The following is a 24,915-nucleotide window of genomic DNA, read 5'->3' as shown; positions in this document are numbered from 1 at the left end:
CTTAACCCTGCGCCTATCACATGGGGCTTGGATGATAAATAGAGATCATCACGCCATCTTCAATGCGGCAGGCCGCACAACAGTGTCTATTTGCCCAAACGAGCGCCCTTCGCGGCTGATTGTCGCAAACAATCGCTGCCTGCAGGGCGCATGTCCGCAGGGTCCGCAAGCGTTTTCATCTCGCCCCCCTCACAGGATCATTCCAAAAAGCCGGTGAAATAGCTTTCGGTTTCGCGGCGCAGCTCTGCGGTCCAGCCCTCGGCACATCCCGCCAACGGGGCCGACACCAACGCGTCGCCGCGCCACACAGCGGGGCTGGCGATGAGGGCCGCATGGGGGCGAGCAGGCGCAGGCGGCGGCACCTGACCGGCGGCCCGCGCCTGCGTTTCCGCCTTGGCACGGCACCGCCGGCAATAGGCAAGCCCGGCCTCTCCCAAAGCACGCAAACGAAGCCCATCGGCAGACACGCCCTGCGGAGCATTCAATTGCCACCGCCCGTCCCATAGCGCCTGCCCCGAAGGATCGAAGCCCTGATCCAAGGCACGCACCGCTTGAAATTCGCGGAAAATCCGGATCTCTGTGCCGTTTGGCACAATCTGGCAGCCGTGTAAGGTCATGACCGTGCCGCCGCGCAGCGCCTCCAGCAACAGGCCCATCGCCGGTCCACGCGGGCCGTATTCCGCCCCCGAGACCCAACGCAGGGCGTCGTGCAAAATCCGCCGCGAAACCTCGACCGGAAGCGCACGAAACCCCTGCCGCGCAATCACCACATCGCCCGCATCAAACCGCACGTGATTGCGCGCGGCGGTGAAGCATTGCCACCCCAAGGCCTCGCGCACCATCGCCATATTCTGCGCCACTGTGCACAGAGCTTCGACGCTCAATCCCGCCTCGCCGGTGCGCAGGGCGCGCCGTGCCCGCACCCGCTCATAGGCCGGGTTGTCATTGCTTGGGTCGTCGATCCACGCAATGCCGCGCGCCTGCAGGTGTTTGCGCAATGCCGCCCGGCGCACCGTCAAGAGCGGGCGCAGCAAAGTCACGCCGCCCATCCGCCGCCGAGGTGACATTGCGGCCAAACCATCCACACCCGCCGCGCGGCCAAGCCGCATCAAAACGGTTTCGGCCTGATCATCCGCCGTATGGCCAAGCGCAATGTGGTGAATATCATGGGACGCCGCCCAGTCGGCCATCAATCTATACCGCGCCCGGCGGGCACAATCTTGCATGTTACCCGTCCCGTCCCATGTGGTCCATTTGAGGATATCATGCGCAACCCCGAGCGCCTCGGCCATCTCGCCTACGGCCTTGGCCTCTTGCGCAGATTCCGGACGCAGCCCATGATCTACGGTCACAGCGCGCAACGCAATGTGCCGACCATGGGCAGTCTCATCGCAGGCAAAATCATGGAGTAAATGCAGCAAGGCGGCGCTGTCGGACCCACCGGAAACCGCGACCCCGATGCGAGACGGCGGGCGCGGCTGCAAGGCAGATCGCACCCGCTCGATGAGCAGGAGGTCCGTGCCGGTCAAAGGCAGCCCAGATTGCGCATCACCGATTGTGCCTCAAGCACGCTCGGCGCACCGGGGAACCGCACACCCACTTCGGACAGGGTCACACAGGCCTCTTCGGTTTGCCCCAAGCGGCCCAAGGTGCGGCCCAAACGAAACAAAGCATCCGGCGCCTCTACCCCATCGGGCGCGGCGGAAAACGCCGCCAGATAGGCCCGCGCTGCGCCGGTCAGATCATCCATGCCTTCGCGCGCCTCGCCCAATAGAACCTGTGCCTTGAGGCCCAACGGCCCGCCGGAATAGGTTTCACCAAAGACCGAGAACAACTCGGCGGCCGTGGCATAATCACCTTCGGCAAGCGCGGCTTCGGCGCGCTCGAAATCGGCCACCTCACCGACCGCCATTTGTGCGCCCTCATCCACGGTCACATCGCCCGACCCGCCGTCATCGACAATCGGCGCTTCGGGCAGAGGTCCGCCCAGTGTTGTGGTCTCGCCCAGTTTGCTGACGTCGCCGCCTTCGAGTTCGACCAAACGGAATTCCAGATCACCGATGCGGTTGGTGCCGTCTTTGACCACCGAGTTGATCCGAAATTCCAATTCTTCGGTTTTTCCGGTCAACCGCTGCACTTCGGCTTCGATCGCATCGACCCGTTGCAACACGCCACCACCGACCACCGCGCCGCTGGCGGTTCCGGTGGTGCTCAACTCGCGTTTGAGTTTTTGCATCTCAACATGAAGCACGGTCAGTTCTTGGCGAATATCGGCCAAAGTCGCCGCATCGGCTTGCTGTGCCGAAACCGGCACCGGCACGCCCAGCACGATCACCGCGCTGAACACCAAAGCCACGGCAGAGCCGTAAAAACGGGTCATGGAAGGCGCCCCTAGCTCGACAGACCGGACGACAGGATCGTCACGGCGCGGCGGTTTTTGGCATAGCAGGCCTCGGCGCTGCAAATCTCGATCGGGCGCTCCTTACCGTAGGACAGCACCTTGAGGCGCGATGCAGCAATCCCCTTAGACACGAGATATTCACGCGCTGCTTCCGCACGCCGTGCCCCCAACGCGAGGTTATATTCGCGGGTGCCCTGCTCATCGGCATGACCTTCGATCACGGCGGCATAATCGCTATTGGTCAAAAGCCACGCGGCCTGTCCGTCCAATACGCTGCGGGCGCCGGCATTGAGCGTGGCTTGGTCCACCTCAAAGAGCACGCGGTCCCCGACAGTTTGTTGGAAATACAGCGGCGAGGTCGGATCGGATGCCGATCCCGCGACCGCAGCGCCGTTTCCATTCAAGTTCACGGTGTCATCTGTGCCAAACCGGTCCGGATTGGTGCAAGCTGCCAAAGACAGCCCCAGCGTCAAGAAAAGCGCTTTGCTCAAGAAATTCATGTCTGTGCCCCACATAGGTCTTTGCTTTGTCATTACCGCAGCGCGCCCCACCGGCCCGCCGCATGTGTCGTTCGTCTCATTGCGCCGTCCCGCTCCGGCCTAACCTGACCTGACCTGACCTGCGGCGCCGCAGCGGTTTCACCTTGTTTACCACATCCAAAGCAGCATTCAAAACGCCAACTTCGCACATGATCCCGTGCAAAATCCCGGTGCCGCCCCGCCCCGGTCGGGACGGATTGCCCACACCGTTACTTTTGCAACGGCGACCATGCCGGATCGGATGCACCGCCTTCGGTGCGCACGCGTTTGACGTTCCGCCCGGTGATATCCACCGAATACAGGCTCGCTTGCCCGCCGGCCCCTTGGGTTTCACGGGTGAACATGATCACGCGGCCATTGGGCGCCCATGTCGGCCCTTCGTCAAGGAACGAAGCCGTGAGAAGCCGCTCTTCGGAACCATCCGTGCGCATCACACCGATATGGAACCGGCCTTTGCTTTGCTTGGTGAAGGCGATCAAATCACCGCGCGGTGACCAGACCGGCGTGCCATAGCGCCCCTGACCAAAGCTGATCCGCTTCGCTTCGCCGCCCGTCGCGGGCATGATATAAAGTTGCTGATTGCCGCTGCGGTCGCTTTCAAACACGATCGAGCGCCCATCTGGTGAATAGCTCGGCGCGGTCTCGATCGACGGCGCTGAGGTCAACCGCCGCGACGCGCCGCTGGCGATATCCATGGTATAAATGTCGCTGTTGCCGCCTTGGGTCAGCGAATAGACCACAGTGCGCCCATCGGGGGCAAAGCGCGGCGCGAAACTCATGGTGCCCTCTTGGCTTTCCAACACGCGTTTGCCCACCGAGGCGACATCCAGAACATAGATCCGCGGGAAACCGCTTTCGTAGCTGGTGTAAAGCACGCGGTCGCCCGTGGGCGAAAACCGCGGCGCCAGAACAATCGACCGGCTGTCGGTCAGATATTGCACATTCGCGCCGTCATAATCCATGATAGCGAGGCGCTTCTTACGTTCATTCTTTGGGCCACTTTCGGCCACAAACACCACGCGGCTGTCGAAATACCCGCCCTCGCCGGTGATCCGGCTATAGACCTCATCGGCGACCTTATGGGCCATGCGGCGCCATCCGTCCTGTGTGCCGACAAATTGCAATCCGCCGCCCAATTCCTGTCCGGCGAAGACATCATAAACCCGGAACTTCACCACCAATTTGCCGCCCGATGCCACATCCACCGCGCCGGTGATCAAGGCCTGTGCATTGATCGCTTTCCAATCGGAGAACTCTACCGGCGAGGCAAAAGAAGTGATCTGGCTGATGAATGCCTCCTTGGGCACCTCGCGGAACAAACCCGTGCCGCTGAGATCTGCTGCGACGACGCGGGCGATCTCTTTTGCCATACTGGACGCCGCTCCGCTTTCGGGCACGAAATCCGGCACCGCATAGGGCAAAGGTTCGATGACCCCATCGGTAATCTCGATCTTTAGCGGACCGGTTTGCGCATGGGCCACCGGTGCCATGAACACCGCCGCCGCCATCAACCATATCGCAATAAGTCTACTCATCTTTGCCTCATCTTCTCGGGATTGAAGGTCATTTCAATGTCGCGCCACTGGGCATATTTGTCCCGTGGCAAGTTGTATCCGCTCTTGGTGCAGCGGATAATCGCCCGCCGCGCCACATCAAAGGCCTGGTTCGCCGACGCCGACGTGCCGCCCTCGAACCCGGCAAGGCGGATCGAATTCATCACCGGTTTGCCATCTTCGGACATCGACATCGCCACGGTCACCGTGGTGCGCATCGCATCCGACGACAAAGCCCCGACATTCCAACAGCTCGACACCGCCACGCGCAGATCGTTGCGCTCGCCCGCTGTCAGGGGCGGGCCGTTCGCGGCCAAACCGCTGCCACCTGTGTCCGAAGTTGCCCCACCCTCTGCGCCCGCCGCGCCCATGGCTTCGGCCAAGGCATCCCTGACCGCATCGCGCACAACCGGTTTGGCAGCGGTCTCCGCAGGCTTGTCTACGGATGATTCGACCGGTGTTTCAGCTGTCCGCTGCGGACGCGGTTTCGGACGCAACGACGTCAAAGGCGCGGCTTGCGGCTTCTCGTTTTCCACGGCGATTTCGACGGCGGCCTCTTCGGGGGCGGTCGCCTCTTGCCGGTCTTCCGCCGGGGCCTCCGTTTGCTCTTGCGGCTCTGCAGCGTCGCGCACCGCATCATCAATTTCGGTCTCCGGCGCGGGGCGTGCGACCGGCTCCGGCGCGATACGCGGCACCGGACGCGGCGCGGGACGCGGGGAAATATCGGGGGCGAGCACCGCGATATCGACCGGCGGAGAAGCCGGCGCATCAGGCGCCTCCGATTGCGCATCGGCCGCAGGCGGCGGCGCGATCTGCGTCACATCCGGCGCCGTGTCTTGCTCGGGCGCGGGGATCTGCTCAGGCACCGCATTTGGCACCTCTGTGACATCTTCGCGCGGCACCTCGGGCGCCGTCTCTGCCGTAGCCGGACTGGGCGTTTGCGGAGCCTCCGACACCGCTTTCGGTGCGGCGGCCTCGGCCACCAATGCGGCATACTCCGCCCCGGAAATAACCGAGACCTCGGAAACCTCCACAGGCTCCGGCGCGGGGCTAAGCCAACCGCCAAACACCATCCACCCGATCAGGCCGATATGACCCGCACCGGAGATATAATAGCCGATATGCTCTTTATGCAGCACCTTTTGCGCCTCAGTTTCCCGCGTCGCCCGTAAGCGTCGGCCCGCCGGTTTCCGTCACCAAACCGATGTTGGAAAATCCGCCACGATTCATCGCGCCCATGATTTCGACCACCTGCGCATAGGGCACCGCCCCATCCGCACGCAAAAACACCCGGTCGCCTTCGCGCTCCGCCGCAATCGCGGTCAGCTTGGTGATCAACTCCCCCACCGCAACGGGGGTCTTTTGCAACATGACCGCTCCCTCTGCTGTGATGGTTACGGTCAATGGCTCTTCGGTCTCGCCGGGCAAAGCCTTGGCGGCGGTTTTTGGCAATTCCACCGGCACCCCAACCGTCATAAGCGGCGCGGCGACCATGAAAATAATCAACAACACCAACATCACATCCACAAACGGCGTAACGTTGATTTCGGCCATCGGGCGCGACCGTCCGCGACCACGCCGCCGCCGCCCGCCGCCGCCCGTTTTTTGCATGACACCCGCCCCCATATCAGCTGTCCAACTGGCGGCTGAGGATGGTGGAAAACTCGTCGGCAAAGGCCTCGTAACCGGCGATCAACCGATCGGCATCCGAGGTGAGCTTATTATAGAAAATCACCGCCGGAATCGCGGCAAGCAACCCAAGCCCGGTCGCCAAAAGCGCCTCGGCAATCCCCGGCGCGACAACGGCCAAATTGGTATTTTGCTGCGCTGCGATCTCGATAAAGGCATTCATGATCCCCATGACCGTCCCGAACAGACCCACAAAAGGCGCAATCGATCCGACCGTCGCCAGAACCGTCAAACCACTTTGCAGTTTTTCCGCCTCTTTGGCGATCGCCACATCCATCGACCGGTCGATCCGTGCCGACGCCCCGGCAATCAAATTGCCATCTTCACGATGCGAGCGCCGCCATTCGGTCATGCCGGCGGCAAAGACCTTTTGCGCATGCCCCTCCGGATCGGCCCCGATGTCATCAAACAGCGCATCCAACGGCTCGCCCGACCAAAAGGCCCGATCAAATTCTTCGGCCTCACTGCGCGCCTTGCGGTAGAGAAGCCATTTTTGCACGATGATTGACCACGACCAAAAGGACGCCGCGATCAACAACAGCATGACAAGTTTTACGGTGATTGTGGCGCGTGCGAATAAGGCCCACAAGGAGAAATCAATCTCCTGCGCCAAAGCCAGAGTTTCTGCTTCCATCTGCCTGCTCTTTTTTGCGGCCTCGTTTACGGGCCTTATTATGCAGGAAGATTAGCGCATGTCAGCGGGGAAAGCCAACACGATGTCGTCATAACCGCGCGCTTTGGCGCGGTTAGTGCACCCTCCGGCGGATATTCGCCGGAAGACGCGCCGCATGGCCCGCCGCGTTGATCACCACAAGCGTCACCTGCGCCGAGAACAACAGCGCGCCATCGCGCAACACCTGTTGCTCCAATACCAATCGGGCGCCCGTGACCTGCCCCATCGAGGTGGTCACCTGCAATTCGTCGTCAAACTTGGCAGGCATCAAATAATCCGCTTCGACACGCCGCACCGCAAAAACCAATCCTTCGGCCTCGCGCATCTGGTTTTGGTCAATGCCCAAATCGCGCACCCAATCGCTGCGCGCCCGCTCGATGTATTTGAGATAATTGGCATAATAGACGATACCGGCCATATCGGTATCTTCGTAATAGACGCGGATCGGAAAACTATGCATGGGCGGACCTGTGGCGAAATATGTCTTGGCCTAACGGTAAGCCCCGCACCGCAGCATGTCCATAACCGCCTCTCTCACCCCGCCATCATCCGCGCATAAAGCCGCAGCGCCAGGCTTTTGTCAGCATCCGCATTCGGCAACACCGGATCATATCCGGCCTTGATCATCGCGCCGACCTCGGGCCGCAAAACCGTGCGCCCGTCCTCAAGCCGCGCCAAGGGCGCGCGCGTCGCAAAAGCGCGATCTCCCCAAAGCAAAATCGCCTGCGCCGCTTGCCCCAAGGCCAAATCCTCTGCCGGCATCGCCGCCAATTCTGCATCCATCCGCAAAAACACAAAACAGGCGCGGATCGCCCCATCGGCATCAAACCGGAACGCCCGATACTGGCTCGCTCCGGCCGCCTCAAGCCGCGCCACCACAGAGGTCAGGTCAGGGATCATTTCGCCAAGGTCTTTGACACCGCGAAGCTCACTCCAATCCGCCACAAAGAAAAACAGCAGGTTCGCCCCCAATTCGGGATCGGTCTCGGCCATCTTATGCCCGGCCAACGCAACCACCGCCTCGACCGCGCCCTTGATCACCGACAGGCTGGCATCATCCACGCCAAACACAATCGGCACAATCGGCCGCCCCCAACGGGCAAAGGCAAAGCTGCCGTCACTGCGGGTAAAATGGCTCTCAACTTCGGCGGGGGTCATCAATGCATCCATGCACGCCCTCTACCGCAAATCCGCGCAGCGCTTCAAGTGGCCGCAAACCCGCCGCCCCTTTCTGCTTTCTCTAAATATCCCCGCCGGAGGCTCCGGCATCCGCCCAATAGACCGCCCGGTACTTTGGCGCCCACCCGCAGCAACTCTAGCCGTCGAACAGATCCCCGCCGCCGCGTACCTGTGGCGCCGCCATACCCAAATGTGTCCACGCCGCCTGAGCCAGCATCCGCCCGCGCGGGGTGCGTTGGATCAACCCTTGTTGCAACAAGAACGGCTCGATCACCTCTTCCAATGCATCACGGCTTTCCGAGAGCGCCGCCGACAGCGTCTCGATCCCCACCGGCCCGCCCTGATAGGCTTCCGCGATCAGCCGTAAATACCGCCGGTCCGCGCCGTCCAAACCCAAATGATCCACCCCGAGCCGCGTCAATGCGTGATCCGCGATCTCTTGCGTCACCCGCCCGTCACCTTCGACAATGGCAAAATCCACCACCCGGCGCAGCAAACGCCCCGCGATCCGCGGCGTGCCGCGCGACCGTTTGGCAATCTCGCGCGCCCCGCCGCTGTCCGATGGCGCACCCAGCTTGATGGCATTGCGGGTCACGATCTCATGCAACTCATCAACCGTGTAAAACTGCAACCGTGTCGGAATACCAAACCGGTCGCGCAAAGGCGTCGTCAACAATCCCATCCGCGTCGTCGCCCCGACCAAGGTGAAAGGCTGCAACTCGATCCGCACGGTGCGCGCCGCCGGCCCTTCGCCGATCACCAGATCCAATTCAAAATCTTCAAGCGCGGGATAAAGCACCTCTTCCACCGCCGGGTTGAGCCGGTGAATTTCGTCGATGAACAACACATCGCGCGCCTCAAGATTGGTGAGGATCGCCGCCAAATCCCCCGCCTTGGCCAAAACCGGCCCCGAGGTCATGCGGAAATTCACCCCCAATTCGCGCGCCATAATCTGCGCCAATGTGGTTTTACCCAATCCGGGAGGACCATGGAACAAGGTATGATCCATCGCGACGCCGCGTTGCCGCGCCGATGCGATGAAAATCTTCAAATTTGCCCGCGCCTCTTCTTGGCCGATGAACGCATCCAATTCCTGCGGACGCAGGGCGCGGTCATTGTCGTCGGCCAATCCTTCGGGGCGCAATGTCGGGTCCGGTGCGTCCATAATTTACCCCTTCGGCGCCAATAGCTTGAGCGCAGCGCGGATCAAGTCCGGCGTTGCCGCATCGGGCGCTTCGCCTGCCGCTTCGGCCACCGCGCGCGCCGCCTCGGACGGGCTATAGCCGAGGTTTGTCAACGCCGAAAGCGCCTCGGATTGCGCCGCCATCGTGGCGCTGCCGGCGGCGGGTTGGGGTGGAGCCGCAGGTTTCGGCACCGGCGCATCCCCCGCATCGATAACCTCGGCCGCTTCCTCGCCTTGGGCCGCCATTAAGGTGCCGCCCATTGCCATGACGCTGGGGGCTTTGTCTTTCAACTCCATCACCACGCGCTGCGCGGTTTTCGGGCCAACGCCCTTGGCGGCTTTGACCGCATTCCAATCGCCCAAGGCAATCGCGCGGCCCAAACCTTCGGGGCCAAGTGTTCCGAGGATCGCAAGTGACGCCTTGGCCCCGATGCCGGAAATGGAGGTCAAAAGCCGGTGCCATTCCTTTTCCAACAACGTCGGAAAGCCGAAAAGCTGCATCAAGTCCTCGCGCACCACCAAATCGGTAAAGAGCGCACAGGCCTCGCCCACACCCGGCAACGCCGCCATCGTCCGGTCCGAACAATAGACCAAATACCCAACGCCCCGCACGTCGAGCAAAATGTGATCCTCGGCGCGGTGATCTATGCGGCCCGATAGTTTGCCAATCATGCCCGCACCCTCGCATCCGCCGCCGCCATTGCAATCGCCAAAGCACCGGAGGACGCCGTGTGGTGCGCATGGCAAATCGCAATCGCCAAAGCATCCGCCGCATCAGGGCCGGTTAGATCGGCCCCCGGAAGCTGCATTTTGACCATATGCTGCACCTGTTCTTTGGCGGCGTGACCAACGCCAACCACGGTTTTCTTTACCGAGTTGGGTGCATATTCGCCAATCGTAAGCCCCGCCTGCGCGGGCACCAACAATGCAATGCCGCGCGCTTGGCCAAGCTTCAGCGTGCCCGCACCGTCTTTGTTCACAAAGGTCTGCTCGACCGCCGCCGTATCGGGGCGATAGCGACCAACAATATCGGTCAATTGCGTATGCAGGGACAAAAGCCGCGCGCCAAGATCTTTTCCAAGCGAATGACAGGTGCCATTCGCCACATGGCTCAAACGGCTCCCGTCCACGTCGATCACGCCCCAGCCCATGTTGCGCAATCCCGGGTCAATGCCCAAAACCCTGATCATTCTGCCCTACCCTTGCCGCGATTTACGCGTGCGTTTGCTTATGCCGCCCCCTATCCGCACCAAGGCGCCCAAGGGGACCGATGCGCACAGTGACGTTGCAACTTCGCGTTAGCACGAAACGAGAACATAGGCCAAGAAAATTGCGCATATCGTGAGATCGGCGAATGAACATGTCGCAAAACCGCCGCAGAACGCCATCGCGCCTGCGTTCAATAAAATAAAGCAAAATTCATGCAAATGCCTCATTTTTGAGCAATGCGCACAACGCATGGGCGATATGCGAAAACAACGAGTGGTGGAAAGCCAGACGCGCGCCTATGTGGGCGTTACGCATCGTCCAAGACGCGTTTTCGCATATAGTTTAAAGGAGCTGTCCCATGTCGGCCACGCACACAAACGCCACCGCCCTGTCGGGTTCGATTTCTCGCGCCGCCTATGTCGCCGTGCGCAGCGTTGCATTGATCCGCGACGTATTTGAGGCGCGCAAAACCCGCGCCATGTTGTTGGCCCTGTCCAACGAACAACTTGATGATATCGGCCTGTCCCGCGCCGAAATCACCTCCCGAACATCCATCTTCTGACGTCCACGCGCGACAGCGCGATCTTGGACGAAAAAACCGCTCCGGCTTTTGGCCGGGGCGGTTTTTTTATGGCTCTATATCTGGGCTAAATATGTCAGGCACAAATGAAGACCCGAGATCAAGTATGACGTTGCACAGCGCGCCGCTCACGGGGCGGCATCTCTGCGGCAAAGCTTCTAGCGCAAATAGGGGCTCAACGTGCGGGCAATCACCTGCGTTGCGGGATCGGACACCATCGCCCAAGCGCCAAATTGCTCCACGGGCGATCCAAGTTCGAGAACAGCAACTTTATCGGCATAGGTTTGCGGGCCAAGATGTGCCAATAGCGCACCCTTAAATCCGAAGAAACCAAGCGCAAGGATCATCATCCCCTTGAGCGGGAGCCGCACACCGCTCCGACGCGGACGCACCACGATCAACCCGTCTCGCCCCACATGGGTCGTGTAGCCACCCTGCATCTTGCGCTGGGTGCGATCAATTTTTCTCAGTCGTGTATCAAAATCTGCAAAACTATCAGCCATGTTTCTCTCCCGTGTAAAAAAAACCGGACATACATACAATTATCACTTAACCGTAGGTAACGTCAGAATGAGGCAATAATGTGTCATTCCCTGAGAGTTAGGCCGAATACAGGTTTCTGTCAGGCGTTTTTTTGCAGCGTTAGCGTCGTCCAGTCACCAATCTCTGCACGGTGGATGAGATTGATGCCAGATCGTGCATAAACCTCGATCACATCATCGGCTTGAGCATGCAAAATCCCCGACAGAATCGCATACCCCCCATCCGTCATATGTGCCGCCATGTCGGGGGCGAGGTCGATCAACGGACCTTTGAGGATATTGGCAAAGACCAGATCAAAGGGGGCGCGGGCGGCCAAATCCGGATGCCCGAACCCTGCGGCCTCGACGCAAATCACACGGTCTTTCAGATCGTTTGCAATGACATTGGCATCGGCCACCTCGACGGCCACCTCGTCAATATCCGATGCAATCACAGGGTTTGGCCAGATCCGCGCCGCACCCATCGCCAACACGGCGGTGCCGCATCCGATGTCCGCCACGCTTTGCCCCGTGAATCCGCCGGTATCCAGCCGGTCAAGCGCCTCAAGGCAGCCGCGCGTGGTGCCGTGATGCCCGGTGCCAAAGGCCATCGCCGCCTCGATGAGCAGCGGCTCGCAATCTGCTGGCACCTGATCGGCATCATGGCTGCCGTAGACAAAAAACCGGCCCGCTTCGACGGGGGACAATTCGCGTTTGACCTTGGCGACCCAATCGGTTTCGGGCAATTCCGACACCACGAAAGGTTTCGCGCCATAGGCCGCCGCGAGCAAGGCCAACCCTGCCTCATCCGGCGTTTGCGTGAAATATCCGCCGACCTCCCAAAGACCTCTATCGTCTTCGATCTCGAACACCCCGACTCCGGTGGGTTCGGGGCTCAACCGCTCCATCGCAAGGCCCAGCGCTTCGGCGGGCTCTTTTCCAAGCAGGGTGGTCAGGGCGGTAAAGGTCGGCATGGCTCTCTCCGGCGAATGAATGCTCTGTCGTTCGCCTAGGCCGATGCGCTCGCGGGGTCAACTGCCCGCTGCCTTTTGCAGGCATATCTGCGCAGGCTCTGCCCTGTTCCACTTCCACGCTTCGCCCGCCACATATCCGTTGCGACAGCCACGGCGAACAGCCCGCCATGGGCAAGGATGTCTGCCCATGGTGGGCGCCATGGCGGTGGCCAGAACGGCTGCGCTTATCCGGCAGGCGCCGAAATATATTTGCTAAGCACCGTCTCATTGCCCTTTTCGGGGTGGCGCGGGATCAAGACCGCCAAAACCAAGGAAACGCCCGCCATCACCGCCGCCGTGACAAAAACCGACACCGGCGAGATCATCCACATAAACCCCAGAACCGGCGGCAACCCCACCGCTGCAATGTGGTTGATGGTAAACGCCACGGCCGCCGTGGGGGCGATGTCCTGTGGATCAGAGATCTTTTGAAAATAGGTCTTAAGCGCCAAAGCCAGCGCAAAGAAAATATGATCAACCACATAGAGGCCCGCCGCCACCAATACGCCCCAGCCGAAATAATAGACACCGCCATAGGCAAGAAACACCCCGATCAATCCGGTATATTCGAACATCAAGGTCCGCCGCTCGCCAAACCGCGCCACCACATGGCCGAACACCGGCGCAAGCACCATATTTGCCGCCAGATTGATCAGGAAAAGCAAGGTCAATTGATGCACCTCATACCCGAATTTCTCGACCATCATGAAACCGGCGAAGACCATGAAAATCTGCCGCCGCGCACCGGCCATGAATTGCAGCGCATAATAGAGCCAATAGCGCCGCTTCAGCACCATTTTCTTGACCTGCGGATGCGGGCTTTCGAAGACGGGGTAGGCGATCAGGCAAAACAAGCCCCCCGCCGCCGTGACCCCGCCGGCGACCATATACACCGTGCTATAACTCAAATCATATGTCCGCCAGGTCATCACAATAAGCACATAGGCAACCGCCGTCGCCGCCGATCCCATCGCCAAGAGCCGCCCCAAAATCTGTGGCGCGCGGTCCTTGGGGAGCCATTGCAATTGCAACGACTGATTGACCGTCTCGTAATAATGAAAGCCGATCGAGCTGAGCATGGTCAGGGTCAAAATCCCCCCCAAAGAAGGGAAGAAACCGGTCAGCGCCGTGGCCACCCCGAGAAGGATCAACGACACGATCCCCACCACCTGTTCGCGGATGAAAATGATGATGGCAATCACGCCGATCGCCAAAAACCCCGGTATTTCACGTACGAAATGCAAGATGCCGATGTCCTGCCCGTCAAAATCCGCCACCTCGATCACAAAGTTATTGAGCAGCGCCGACCAAGTGGAAAACGCCACAGGCATGAGCGCTGCCATGACGAACAACAAAGTCATCGGGCGGCGCCATCGCGGCAAATCTGCCGCATCAGAAAGGGGAAAAGAACGACTCATGCGGTTTGATTACGCCCAAACCGCCAGCTTGACGAGGCCGTAAAGACCCCGCCTCAATCCGCCGGAAATCTGCGGCAAAACCCAAAGGCAGCGCGCCCTTCGCGGTGCCGGATTGGCACACCCGCCGGATCGGAACACCCCCCACTGTTGGTGGGCCTCATCGGTGCCCGAACCGCTACCCCACGCGCGCCCGTGTTGCCCCACGTGCCCCCCAGGAGGCCCGCATCCGAGTGGTGCAATCTGATCTGAATCAATGAAATTCGAATATGTTGTTGCTATCAGTTTCCAGCCACGCGCCCACACTGCCCCGATTGGACACTGCCAATGGATATTCTTCCCCTTGTCGAACGTATCGGAGAAGCCCCGACAGCGGCCCTTATGGGGCTTGTCACCGGACTTATCTTTGGCATTGCCGCACAACGATCCCGGTTTTGCCTGCGCGCGGCGACGGTTGAATTCGCCCGTGGCCAAATGGGCGACCGTGTTGCCGTCTGGCTATTGACCTTTTCGACGGCGGTGGTCTGGGTGCAAAGCGCACAACTGTTGGGCCTCATGCAATCCCAAGACGCGCGGATGATGGCCGTGCCGGGCAGTTGGTCCGGCGCGATCATCGGCGGGTTGATCTTTGGCGCGGGCATGGTGATGGCGCGGGGCTGTTCGGGGCGATTGCTGGTTCTGGCGGCGACGGGGAACCTGCGTTCGGTGGTGTCGGGATTGATCTTTGCGGTGGTGGCACAAATGAGCCTCGGCGGATGGCTCGCGCCGCTGCGGGACACGCTTGCCGGGCTTTGGATCACCTCGGGCGGCCGCAACATGGATTTGATCGCGGCGTTTGGCCTGCCTGCATATGCCGGATTGGCCTTGGGGTTGGCGATTGCGGTACTGGCCCTGATCATCTCGCGGCGAGAACGCATCGGCGCGGCGCGGCTTGTTTTTGCCTCCGGCGTTGGCTTTGCTGTGGCGGTCGGATGGGTGTTGACCTTCACGCTCAGCCAGATCGCCTTTGAACCGGTGCAAGTGGAAAGCGCAACATTTACAGGACCGTCAGCACATACTTTGATGTATTTTCTTGATCGCAACGCGGTCCTCGAATTTGATATCGGGCTTGTGCCGGGGGTGGTCGTCGGCTCGTTCCTTGCTTCGATCCTTGCACGCGAATTTTCCTTCCAAGGCTTTGAAAGCGAACGCAATATGCGCCGCGCGATGATGGGCGCGGCGCTCATGGGATTTGGCGGCATGCTGGCCGGTGGCTGCGCCATAGGTGCGGGCGTCACCGGCGGATCGATTTTTGCCGGCACCGCATGGCTCGCGCTTTTTTGCATGTGGATCGGCGCGATGGCGACCGATATTTTTCTGGATCAACGCAACCTCGCTCCTGCCTGAGCAGGCTTGCGCCACCCGCCCCTGCGCCCTACACCCGATCCAAACAGGAGAGCGCATCATGGCCAAAGACCCAGAGACCATCGAAGTCGAGAACATCAACCACCCGGGCAAAACCCACAACGTCGATAAAGACAAATATTACGTCATGCGCGCCGCGATTTTTGCCGCCCTGCCCGAAGGCAGCGCGCCGGTGACGGCGGCGGAGTTGAAAGAGGCGCTCTTGCCGCATCTGGACGCGTTATTTTTCCCCGAAGGCAAAACCGCCCAGTGGTGGCAAAAATGCGTGCAGCTCGACCTGGAAGCCAAAGGCGTGATGCAGCGCCACGACACCACCCCGCTGGCCTTCAGCCGTGTGGCGCGCTAGGCCCCGCCCCGATGCGCGCCGTTGACCAAACCTCACTAAAAGGCCTCAATAAAATGTCTGCGGATCGATATCGACAGCAAGCCGCAAGCGGTTGGACGGCGACATCTGCGCGATCCATGCCGCCACAGCCCCCTGCAACGCCACGCCTTTGGGAGCTTTGACCAAAAGCCGCACACGGTGCCGCCCGCGCACACGGGCGATGGGGGCGGGCGCGGGGCCGAACACCTGCGCGCCGACCTGCCGCAACGGCCCGTCGCGCCGCGCCAATTCCATCCCGAAATCAAAGGCTTCCTGCGCATCCGGCGATGACAGGATGATCCCCGCCAAACGCCCATACGGCGGCACCCCCGCGTGGCGGCGGCCATCGGCTTCGGCGCTCCAGAACCCTTCCTCGTCGCCCGCCAGAATAGCGCGAATGACCGGATGTTCGGGTTGGAATGTCTGAAGCATCGTCTCGCCGCGTTTCTCGGCGCGCCCGGCCCGCCCTGCCACCTGCCGCATCAATTGAAACGTGCGCTCGGCGGCGCGCAAGTCCGATCCTTGCAAGCCCAGATCCGCATCGATCACGCCGACCAATGTCAGCAACGGAAAATTATGCCCCTTGGCCACAAGTTGCGTGCCGATGATGATATCCGCAGCCCCCGCCGCAATCCCCTCGATTTCGGCCTTGAGGGCACGGGCCGACCCGAACATGTCGGAACTCAATGTCGCAATCCGCGCCTCGGGAAACACCTGCGCCGCCTCTTCGGACAACCGTTCCACCCCCGGCCCAACGGCGGCCAATTTGCCCTCGACCTCGCAAGAGGGGCACACGTCGGGCATTGGTTTCGTCTCGCCGCATTGATGGCACACGAGCCGCTTGAGAAACCGGTGCTCGACCATGCGCGCATCACAATGATCGCATCCGATCTGATACCCGCAGGCGCGGCAAATCGTGACCGGCGCATAGCCACGGCGGTTGATGAATAGCAATGATTGTTCGCCCCGTGCGCGCCGCGCCTCGACCGCGCGCTGCAAGGTCGGGGAAATCCACCGGTTCGACGGCAGGCTCTCGTCGCGCATGTCAATCGCGCGCATCGCGGGCATCACCGCAGGCCCGTAGCGCGACGCCAAATCAATGCGGTTATATTTGCCCGCCTCGGCATTGGCCCATGTCTCAAGGCTTGGCGTGGCAGAGGCCAAAACCACCTGTGCGCCGCAAATCGAGGCCCGCAAAACCGCCATATCGCGGGCATTATACAAGACCCCGTCTTCTTGCTTGTAAGAGGTGTCATGTTCCTCATCGACGATGATCAAGCCCAGATCGCGATAGGGCAAAAACAACGCGGAACGCGCGCCCACGACCAATTGCGCCTCGCCCTCGCCGACCATTTTCCATACGCGCCGCCGTTCGGTCATGGTCACGCCACTGTGCCATTCGGCAGGGCGCGTGCCAAAACGGGCCTCGACGCGGGTTAGAAATTCTGCCGTCAACGCAATTTCGGGCAACATAACAAGGCCTTGCCGCCCGATCTTAAGCGCCTCTGCCACCGCCTCCAGATAGACTTCGGTTTTCCCCGATCCGGTCACCCCGCGCAGCAATGTCGTGGCATATTTCTGCGCCCGCACGCCGGAGGCCAAAGCCCGCGCCCCCGCCGCTTGATCTGCGGTTAAGGCCTTACCGCCATATGCGGGATCAAGCCGCGCAAAGGGCAAATCGCGCGGACTGTCTTCTTCGACCACGGCGCCTTGTTTGACCAATCCTTTGACCACCGATGTGGTCACGCCGGCCATGTCCGACAATTCCCCCAACGTAAACGACAGCCCGCCGTAATCGCGCAGCGCCGCCATGACGCGCCCGCGCGCCTCTGTCTCGCGGCTCACATTGCCGTGCCCCATCCGGTAGACTTTGCGCATCGACGGCGCATCACCAAGCCCCGGTGCGCGGGTCGCAAGGCGCAGCATCGCCGACATCGGCGTTAACGTGTAATCAGCGGCGCGGCGCAGAAAATCGCGCATTTCGCCGCGCATCGGCGCCACGTCCAACACACGGATCACCGAGCGCACACGTTTGATATCGAAATCACCGCGCCCCTTGCCCCATACCACACCCAACACCTTGCGCGGGCCAAGCGGCACCTCGACGAACGCGCCCAATTGGCACCCACCCACGGGGGCTTTGTAATCCAAAAGCCGGTCCAATGGCTGCGCCGTCAACACACCAACGAGCGCCCCTTCGGGAAAGAAATCTGGATCAATCAACGGCGGCTCCGCACGGCTTTGGGGTTTTCGCACCCATTGCTATGACGTAAAGTGTGACGGGCAAAATCCCAAGCCCCAATCGCCATATTTCCCCACCACAGGAGCCCGCGATGAAGTTCTTCGCCCTGACTGCCGAGATCAACGATATCCCCCCATTGCGTGATCTGGGCGCGGTGGACGGGATCATCACCCAGACCGCGCAGATGTGCCAATCTCCCAAAGACCGCCACAAGATTTTGCGCATGATAGCCTCGGACATCGACGGACCTGTGTTCACCGACATCACCCACCCCGATGCCCCCGCGATGATCCGGGAGGCGCGCGCTTTATCCGCCCTTGCCGATACTATCGCCATCACCCTGCCGATTACCCCTGCGGGCCTGCGCGCCTGTCGCAGCCTCTCCAACGATGGCATAATGGTGAATGCAACCCTGTGTTTCACCGCCGGTCAGGCGCTTTTGGCGGCCAAATCCGGTGCCGCATTCGTCTCGCTTGCGACCCCGACAGGCGGCGATGTCCCCACCCCATCAATTGACGATATTGCCGCGCTATACGCGCTGCATGACTATGACACGCAAATCATTGCCGTCGCCCATAGCGCCGAGCACATCAGCCAAGCCGCCCAAAACGGAGCCCATTGCGCAGCGGCCCCGCCCGATGTGTTCCACGCCTTGGCACATCACCCTCACACCGAAGCGGGTCTTGCGGCATTTTTCGCCGAGGCCGAAAAAACACCTCTAAATTCCTCCTGAGCGTGTTATAAACCCCCTAAAAAACACAAAATACATCGAGACAGAGCATGAGCAGCACCCCCGAAATAGAAGAAAAGCTGCGCGAGAAAATCATCGCGGAGCCAAGCCTTATCCTAGAAAACCAAGACGTTATGCATGCGTTGATTGCCGCGAATGAACGCGCGATGGGCGGCAATATCGTGGATCTGCGCGGCATAGCGATGGAACGGCTCGAAGCGCGGCTCGACCGCCTTGAAGACACGCATCGCAGCGTCATTGCCGCCGCCTATGAAAACCTCGCCGGTACCAATCAGGTGCATCGCGCAATCCTGCGCATGCTTGACCCGGTGCAGTTCGAAGAATTCCTGCGCGACCTTGGCGGGGAAGTGGCCGAGATTTTGCGCGTCGACTGCGTCAAATTGGTGCTCGAATCCCTACAAAACGAAGATGATCCCGCCGTGCAGCGTCTTGGCGATGTGCTGTCCGTGGCCGAACCGGGCTATATCGCCAACTACCTTGGCGAGGCGCGCGGCAACCCGGCACGGCAAGTCACCCTGCGCCAACTGAGCGAGGGGACCGAAGCGATTTACGGCGGCGCTGCGGGCTATATGCGGTCCGAAGCCTGCCTGTTGCTTGATTTTGGCGACGGGCGCCTGCCCGGTCTGTTGGTCATGGGATCCGAAGATCCACATCACTTCACGCCGCAACAAGGCACGGATTTACTTGGATTTTTTGGCGGAGTTTTTGAACGTGCGATGCGCCGCTGGCTGTCATGACCTTGCCGTCCGCAGGGGCCAATGCCGCGCTTATGGACTGGCTGGACGCCGAGCGCGCCTTGAAGGGTGCGGCAGACAATACCATTGAGGCCTACCGCCGGGATGTCGCAGAATTTCTTGGCTTCCTGAACCAACACAAAGGAGAATCCCAAGGGCTTTCCCCGCTCAAAGAGGTGGGCATCTCCGACATGCGCGCATGGATGGCCGAAGCGCGCTCAGGCGAGATCAGCGCGCGGTCCTTGGCGCGTAAACTATCGGCGGTCAAAAGTTTTTTCCGCTGGCGCTCCGAACGCGAGGGCTTTGACGCCACCGCCGTTTTGTCGACCCGCAGCCCAAAATTTCAACGCAAACTGCCCCGCCCTCTGGCCGAAGACGCAGCGCGCAAAGTCTTGGAAACCGCCGAATTTCAATCGCGCGAGCCGTGGGTTTCAGCCCGAGACACCGCAGTGATAACCTTGCTTTACGGGTGCGGGTTACGGATCTCCGAGGCGCTCGGGCTGATGGGGCGCGATGCACCGCTGCCTGATGTGTTGCGCATTTTGGGCAAGGGCGGCAAAGAGCGCATCGTGCCGGTTTTGCCCGCCGCCCGCGTCGCAGTCGAAGCCTACCGGCGTCTTTGCCCGCATCCTCTTGATGCGGGGCTGCCGCTGTTTCGCGGCGTGCGCGGCGGCAAGTTAAGCCCACGGATCATCCAACAGGTCATGGCCGACACCCGCGCGCAATTGGGTCTACCGGCCACGGCGACGCCCCATGCATTGCGCCACAGCTTTGCGACCCATTTGCTCAACGCTGGCGGCGATCTGCGGGCAATTCAAGAGCTTCTCGGCCATGCCTCGCTGTCCACGACACAGGCCTACACAGCGGTTGACACTGCCCGCCTGATGGAGGTTTACGAGGCAAGCCACCCGCGGGCGCGATAAAAATTGCCGCGCAAGGCCACTTTCAAAGGACCAGAAATGACCAAAGAAATGAAAGCCTTATCGGTGCACCTTCTCACGGCGACGGGGGCGGTTTTCGCCATGTTGGCGCTGCTCGAAGCGGTGAACGAAGATTGGCCGATGATGTTCTTGTGGCTGGTCGTCGCCTTTGCGGTGGATGGAATCGACGGGCCATTGGCGCGCAAATATGACGTCAAAACCCATGCGGCGACCTTTGATGGCGTGCTGCTGGACCTGATCATCGACTACCTGACTTATGTTTTCATCCCGGCCTTTGCATTGTTCGAATCCGGCCTCTTGCCGGGATGGACCGGGTGGTTTGCGATCATCATCATCACCTTTGCCAGCGCCATGTATTTCGCCGATACACGCATGAAAACGAAAGATAATTCATTTTCAGGATTTCCGGGATGCTGGAACATGCTGGTGTTGGTTCTGTTTGCGACGGACCCGAATTATTGGGTCACGCTTACATTGGTGGCGGTGCTTTCGGTGGCAATGTTCTTGCCGCTAAAATTCATCCATCCGGTGCGCACAGAACGCTGGCGCAGCGTCTCGCTGCCGATGGCATTGGGTTGGACGTTCTTTGCCGGATGGGCCGCATGGGTTGCCTTTGACCCGCAAAGCTGGGCGCATTGGGGATTGATTGTGACCAGCATTTACCTGCTGTTTGCGGGAATTGCGCAGCAAGTCATCCCGGTCAAAAATGAAAATTGAGGAACTCTGTCGGCAATATATCCACAGATTTTGACCCCAAAACCACCAAATCAAAACAATTTTCTAAATCAGTAATCCCGCTGCGCCCTCGTGGCGTAAAAGCTGCACTTTGCTCTCTACCCCGCCCGATCCGGAAAACCCGCCAAGCCCGTTCGCGCCCAAAACGCGGTGGCAGGGAATGATCAAGGAGATCGGATTGCCGCCGCAAGCCTGCCCGATGGCCTGTGCCGGAACGCCGAGCGCCTCGGCCAGATCGCCATAGGTTCGGGTTTCGCCGAAGGGGATGGCGCTCATCTGGGCGCAGACCGCGCGTTGGAATGCACTTCCCTCCACCACAAGCGGAAGATCGAACACGTTCAAATCCTGCGAGAAATAGGCGGCGATCTGCGCTTTGGCCTGTGCCAGTAACGCTGTCGGCGCAGGCGCAGCATCTACCACGCCCGCCTCCCAATAGAGCCGCGTGATAGCCGCATCGGTCGCCTCAAGCGTCATGACACCAAGCGGGCAATGAAAACTATGTCTTTGCATCCGCCCAAGGTGCAATGCCGGCCCCGCCGATGCAAGCCATGCATGCCAGCGCCCTGTGCCCTGTGCCCTGTGCCCTGTGCCCTGTGCCCTGTGCCCTGTGCCCTGTGCCCTGTGCCCTGTGCCCTGTGCCCTGTGCCCTGTGGATAAATCGGAATCAGAAAGGCGGAGCAATCGCTTACCCCGCCTTCCTTATTCAAAACCTTAAGAGAGTGTTACACACCCAATTCAGTCAGGGCCGCATCACAACGCCCACATGTGGCATCATGGGTATGCATGCCAACATCGGGCAGGATTTTCCAGCAGCGTTGGCATTTCTCACCCTCGGCCTTGGCAAACACCACCGCCACGCCTTCGGCGTCAGGCAAAGCAAAGGCCCCCTCCGGCGCGGGATCTGTTGTCAACGTCACCGCAGAGGTGATGCACAGATCGGCAAATGTGTCGGGGTTTGTGATGATCTGCGCCAAATCCGCACTCAGATGCACGACCGGCGCGGCCTCCAGCGACGAGCCGATGGTCTTATCGCGGCGATGCTCTTCGAGCGCACCGGTCACCACGCGGCGCACCATCCGCACCGAGGCCGAACGCTCGGCCAGCGCAGGGTTGAGCCATGCGGCGGGCGTCTCGGGCATGTCTTGCAAATGCACCGAGCTGTCCTCGCCCGGATTACGCTCAAGCCAGACCTCTTCCATCGTGAAAGTCAGGATCGGCGCAAGCCATGTGGTCAGCCGCTCGTAGAGCCGCATCATCACCGTGCGCGCGGCACGGCGCTCGGGCGTGTCGCCATCACAATAAAGCACGTCCTTGCGCACATCAAAGTAGAAGGCCGATAGATCAATGGTGCAAAAATGGAAGAGCGCCTGGAAAACGCCTTGGAAATCATAGGCATCATAGCCCTTGCGCACCACGACATCCAATTCCGCCAAACGGTGCAGGATCAATTGCTCCAACTCCGGCATGTTGGCGATATCCACCTCATCGGCGGGCGTATAGGCCGACAAAGCCCCCAGCATGAACCGCAAGGTATTGCGCAACCGGCGATAGCTGTCAGCGACACCTTTGAGGATTTCCGGCCCGATCCGTTGGTCGGCGGTGTAATCGGTTTGCGCCACCCAAAGGCGCAGAATATCGGCGCCATATTGTTTGACGATGGTCTCTGGCACGATGGTGTTGCCGATGGATTTGGACATCTTCATGCCCTTCTCATCCAAGGTAAACCCGTGGGTCAGCACGCCGCGATAAGGCGCGCGGCCAGTGGTTCCGCAAGCTTGCAACATCGACGAATGGAACCAACCGCGGTGTTGGTCGGTGCCTTCCAAATACAGGTCCGCAATGCCGTCAGGGCTGCCATCGGCGCGGTCGCGGATGACGAAGGCATGGGTAGATCCGCTGTCGAACCACACGTCGAGCACGTCGAAAACCTGCTCGTAATCGTCCGGATTGGCCGCATCGCCGATGAACTTTTCTTTCGCGCCGTCCAGATACCACGCATCCGCGCCATCGGCCTCAAAGGCTTCGATGATGCGCGCATTCACGGCCGCATCGCGCAGCAAAAACTCCGGATCGGTTGGCAGAGCCCCTTTTTTGATAAAGCAGGTCAGCGGCACGCCCCACGCCCGTTGACGCGAAAGCACCCAATCGGGGCGCGCTTCGATCATCGAATGCAAGCGGTTGCGGCCGGTTTTCGGCGTCCATTGCACCAACTCGTCGATCGAGGTCAACGCACGGGTGCGGATCGTTTTGCCATAGGTGTCCTGCCCGTCGCCGACCTCGCGGTCGATGGAGGCAAACCATTGCGGCGTGTTGCGGAAAATCACCGGCGCTTTGGAGCGCCACGAATGCGGATAGGAGTGCTTCACCTGCCCGCGCGCGATGATGCCGCCGGCCTCGACCAATTTGGTGATGACGGCACTGTTGGCTTTGCCCTCTTTGCCTTTACGGTCAAAGACTTGCAAAGGTTTGCCTTCTCCGCCCATCGGATGGATCGCCCCGCCAAAGAACGGCACATGCGGCAGGAATTCGCTTTCCTCGCCGACGTTATGGGTCATCCGGTCGATCCAGTTGCGTTTGACAAAGCACTCGTAGTCATCCGCGCCGTGGCTGGGCGCGGTGTGCACAAACCCCGTGCCCGCATCATCGGTGACGTGATCACCGTCGATCATCGGCACGTCATAATCCCAAAACCCGTCTGCGCCCTCAAGCCCGTTGAACGGGTGCGCCAGCGTGACCTCGGCCAGTTCTGCGGCGCTGACATCCGCGATGCGGCGATACATCGACGGCTCCAACCGCGCTTTGGTCAACACCTCTTCGGCCAAAGTATCGGCCAAAACATAGCGATCCCCGATATTGCACCAACATTCTTCGGGCCGCGCCGTGATCTCATAAAGGCCATAGGCAATTTTGGGATTATAGGCCACGGCCTTGTTCGACGGGATCGTCCAAGGGGTCGTGGTCCAGATCACAACTTTGGCGTGGGCCAAGGATTTCGGCCCGCGCACCGCGCGGAACGGCACCCAGATCGTATGCGATTTATGGTCGTGATATTCGATCTCGGCCTCGGCCAATGCGGTTTTCTCGACCGGCGACCACATCACGGGTTTGGAGCCTTGGTAAAGCGTGCCGTTCATCAAGAATTTCTGGAATTCGCCCGCGATCACCGCTTCGGCATGGTAATCCATCGTCAAATAGGGATCGGCCCAATTGCCACTCACGCCAAGGCGTTTAAATTCATTGCGCTGTACGTCGATCCAGCTGTCAGCAAAGGCGCGGCATTCGCGGCGGAAATCCACCACGTCCACGTCGTCTTTGTTCTTGCCCTTGGCGCGGTATTGCTCTTCGATTTTCCATTCGATCGGCAAACCGTGGCAATCCCAACCGGGAACATAGCGCGCATCACGGCCCAGCATTTGCTGCGAGCGGGTGATGAAATCCTTGAGGATTTTGTTAAGCGCATGGCCGATGTGCAAATTGCCGTTCGCATAGGGTGGGCCATCGTGCAAGATGAACGGTTTACGGTCCCCTGCGGTTTCGCGCAGGCGGTCATAGATGCCGATGCGGGCCCATTTTTCGAGCCACTCCGGCTCGCGTTTGGGCAAACCGGCGCGCATCGGAAAATCCGTCTGCGGCAGGTTCAACGTGGATTTGTAATCAGGTGTTTGGTCGGTCGTTTCGGCGCACATGTGGAGCGTCCTTCGAATAATCGGAATTTCGGGTTGGCGGTCGGCGCGGATCGCTCATGCGCCTTGTCCCGGCGGCTCGTATCAGAGCGCCGGGCCAGTAATT

General features: G+C 60.5%; 25 protein-coding genes. 7 read left to right on the top strand and 18 right to left on the bottom strand.

What is annotated here, in order from left to right; translation table 11 throughout:
• Positions 1-197 precede the first annotated feature (197 nt).
• The 12 genes from tilS to ruvC all read right to left on the bottom strand — a co-directional run bounded on the left by tilS (position 198) and on the right by ruvC (position 10,404).
• Entirely contained in the window at positions 198-1,529 is a 1,332-nt protein-coding gene (gene tilS, locus DI396_RS08175; RefSeq protein ID WP_328588338.1) for a tRNA lysidine(34) synthetase TilS, read from the bottom strand.
• Positions 1,526-2,380, bottom strand: a complete 855-nt coding sequence (locus tag DI396_RS08170) for a tetratricopeptide repeat protein (RefSeq protein WP_204362814.1) — start codon at positions 2,378-2,380, stop codon at positions 1,526-1,528. Before DI396_RS08170 ends, tilS begins: the two co-directional genes overlap by 4 nt.
• 11 nt (positions 2,381-2,391) lie before the next feature.
• Positions 2,392-2,901 (bottom strand): peptidoglycan-associated lipoprotein Pal, encoded by a 510-nt coding sequence (gene pal / locus DI396_RS08165; protein WP_110795802.1) that lies wholly within the window; start codon positions 2,899-2,901, stop codon positions 2,392-2,394.
• A gap of 248 nt (positions 2,902-3,149) precedes the next feature.
• Complete coding sequence (gene tolB, locus DI396_RS08160) at positions 3,150-4,475, bottom strand: Tol-Pal system beta propeller repeat protein TolB (RefSeq protein ID WP_110795688.1); 1,326 nt, start codon at positions 4,473-4,475, stop codon at positions 3,150-3,152.
• Positions 4,472-5,632, bottom strand: a complete 1,161-nt coding sequence (locus DI396_RS08155; protein WP_235851786.1) for an energy transducer TonB — start codon at positions 5,630-5,632, stop codon at positions 4,472-4,474. Before DI396_RS08155 ends, tolB begins: the two co-directional genes overlap by 4 nt.
• Positions 5,633-5,642: 10 nt before the next feature.
• Positions 5,643-6,119, bottom strand: a complete 477-nt coding sequence (gene tolR, locus DI396_RS08150) for a protein TolR (RefSeq protein ID WP_110795687.1) — start codon at positions 6,117-6,119, stop codon at positions 5,643-5,645.
• Position 6,120: 1 nt separating this feature from the next.
• A complete protein-coding gene (gene tolQ / locus DI396_RS08145) occupies positions 6,121-6,816 on the bottom strand; it encodes a protein TolQ (protein ID WP_110795686.1) in 696 nt (231 codons plus the stop codon).
• A gap of 112 nt (positions 6,817-6,928) precedes the next feature.
• The gene (gene ybgC, locus DI396_RS08140; RefSeq protein ID WP_110795685.1) at positions 6,929-7,315 is read right to left on the bottom strand and encodes a tol-pal system-associated acyl-CoA thioesterase; all 387 of its coding nucleotides are present in this window, start codon (positions 7,313-7,315) and stop codon (positions 6,929-6,931) included.
• A gap of 74 nt (positions 7,316-7,389) precedes the next feature.
• Positions 7,390-8,013, bottom strand: coding sequence for a hypothetical protein (locus DI396_RS08135; RefSeq protein ID WP_204362813.1), 624 nt, complete (start codon positions 8,011-8,013; stop codon positions 7,390-7,392).
• Between the two features lie 157 nt (positions 8,014-8,170).
• The gene (gene ruvB, locus DI396_RS08130; protein ID WP_110795684.1) at positions 8,171-9,199 is read right to left on the bottom strand and encodes a Holliday junction branch migration DNA helicase RuvB; all 1,029 of its coding nucleotides are present in this window, start codon (positions 9,197-9,199) and stop codon (positions 8,171-8,173) included.
• 3 nt (positions 9,200-9,202) lie between these two features.
• The gene (gene ruvA / locus DI396_RS08125; protein WP_110795683.1) at positions 9,203-9,889 is read right to left on the bottom strand and encodes a Holliday junction branch migration protein RuvA; all 687 of its coding nucleotides are present in this window, start codon (positions 9,887-9,889) and stop codon (positions 9,203-9,205) included.
• A complete protein-coding gene (gene ruvC / locus DI396_RS08120) occupies positions 9,886-10,404 on the bottom strand; it encodes a crossover junction endodeoxyribonuclease RuvC (protein WP_110795799.1) in 519 nt (172 codons plus the stop codon). Before ruvC ends, ruvA begins: the two co-directional genes overlap by 4 nt.
• A gap of 380 nt (positions 10,405-10,784) precedes the next feature.
• Between ruvC and DI396_RS08115 the strand changes: the two genes are divergently transcribed.
• Positions 10,785-10,988, top strand: coding sequence for a DUF1127 domain-containing protein (locus DI396_RS08115; RefSeq protein ID WP_110795682.1), 204 nt, complete (start codon positions 10,785-10,787; stop codon positions 10,986-10,988).
• 176 nt (positions 10,989-11,164) lie between these two features.
• Here DI396_RS08115 and DI396_RS08110 read toward each other — a convergent pair whose 3' ends face one another.
• The 3 genes from DI396_RS08110 to DI396_RS08100 all read right to left on the bottom strand — a co-directional run bounded on the left by DI396_RS08110 (position 11,165) and on the right by DI396_RS08100 (position 13,958).
• Positions 11,165-11,509 carry a hypothetical protein gene (locus DI396_RS08110; RefSeq protein ID WP_110795681.1) on the bottom strand — a complete coding sequence of 115 codons (345 nt, stop codon included), beginning with the start codon at positions 11,507-11,509 and terminating at the stop codon, positions 11,165-11,167.
• A gap of 119 nt (positions 11,510-11,628) precedes the next feature.
• Complete coding sequence (locus DI396_RS08105; protein ID WP_110795680.1) at positions 11,629-12,501, bottom strand: 50S ribosomal protein L11 methyltransferase; 873 nt, start codon at positions 12,499-12,501, stop codon at positions 11,629-11,631.
• A 224-nt stretch (positions 12,502-12,725) separates the two neighbouring features.
• A complete protein-coding gene (locus DI396_RS08100; RefSeq protein WP_110795679.1) occupies positions 12,726-13,958 on the bottom strand; it encodes an MFS transporter in 1,233 nt (410 codons plus the stop codon).
• A gap of 324 nt (positions 13,959-14,282) precedes the next feature.
• On the opposite strand from DI396_RS08100, the gene DI396_RS08095 reads away from it, so the two are divergent.
• A complete protein-coding gene (locus tag DI396_RS08095) occupies positions 14,283-15,341 on the top strand; it encodes a YeeE/YedE family protein (RefSeq protein WP_110795678.1) in 1,059 nt (352 codons plus the stop codon).
• A gap of 58 nt (positions 15,342-15,399) precedes the next feature.
• On the top strand, positions 15,400-15,705 hold the full coding sequence (locus DI396_RS08090; RefSeq protein WP_110795677.1) for a DUF6958 family protein: 306 nt from the start codon (positions 15,400-15,402) through the stop codon (positions 15,703-15,705).
• Positions 15,706-15,750: 45 nt separating this feature from the next.
• Here DI396_RS08090 and DI396_RS08085 read toward each other — a convergent pair whose 3' ends face one another.
• Positions 15,751-17,946, bottom strand: coding sequence for a primosomal protein N' (locus tag DI396_RS08085; RefSeq protein WP_407936300.1), 2,196 nt, complete (start codon positions 17,944-17,946; stop codon positions 15,751-15,753).
• A gap of 110 nt (positions 17,947-18,056) precedes the next feature.
• Between DI396_RS08085 and DI396_RS08080 the strand changes: the two genes are divergently transcribed.
• Genes DI396_RS08080 through DI396_RS08065 form a run of 4 tightly spaced genes read left to right on the top strand, consistent with a single transcriptional unit; the run spans position 18,057 to position 21,108 of the window.
• On the top strand, positions 18,057-18,698 hold the full coding sequence (locus tag DI396_RS08080; RefSeq protein ID WP_110795676.1) for a transaldolase family protein: 642 nt from the start codon (positions 18,057-18,059) through the stop codon (positions 18,696-18,698).
• A 47-nt stretch (positions 18,699-18,745) separates the two neighbouring features.
• Complete coding sequence (locus DI396_RS08075; protein ID WP_110795675.1) at positions 18,746-19,453, top strand: DUF484 family protein; 708 nt, start codon at positions 18,746-18,748, stop codon at positions 19,451-19,453.
• Entirely contained in the window at positions 19,450-20,373 is a 924-nt protein-coding gene (locus tag DI396_RS08070) for a tyrosine recombinase XerC (protein ID WP_110795674.1), read from the top strand. The genes DI396_RS08075 and DI396_RS08070 overlap by 4 nt, the downstream gene beginning before the upstream one ends.
• 36 nt (positions 20,374-20,409) lie before the next feature.
• Entirely contained in the window at positions 20,410-21,108 is a 699-nt protein-coding gene (locus DI396_RS08065) for a CDP-alcohol phosphatidyltransferase family protein (protein WP_110795673.1), read from the top strand.
• Between the two features lie 63 nt (positions 21,109-21,171).
• Here DI396_RS08065 and DI396_RS08060 read toward each other — a convergent pair whose 3' ends face one another.
• Entirely contained in the window at positions 21,172-21,636 is a 465-nt protein-coding gene (locus DI396_RS08060; RefSeq protein WP_110795797.1) for a methylated-DNA--[protein]-cysteine S-methyltransferase, read from the bottom strand.
• 212 nt (positions 21,637-21,848) lie between these two features.
• Positions 21,849-24,812, bottom strand: coding sequence for an isoleucine--tRNA ligase (gene ileS / locus DI396_RS08055; protein ID WP_110795672.1), 2,964 nt, complete (start codon positions 24,810-24,812; stop codon positions 21,849-21,851).
• Between the last annotated feature and the right edge of the window lie 103 nt (positions 24,813-24,915).

The organism is Litorivita pollutaquae, from assembly GCF_003205515.1.
Taxonomy (GTDB): Bacteria; Pseudomonadota; Alphaproteobacteria; order Rhodobacterales; family Rhodobacteraceae; genus Litorivita; species Litorivita pollutaquae.
This window is presented reverse-complemented; position numbering and strand designations above follow the sequence as displayed.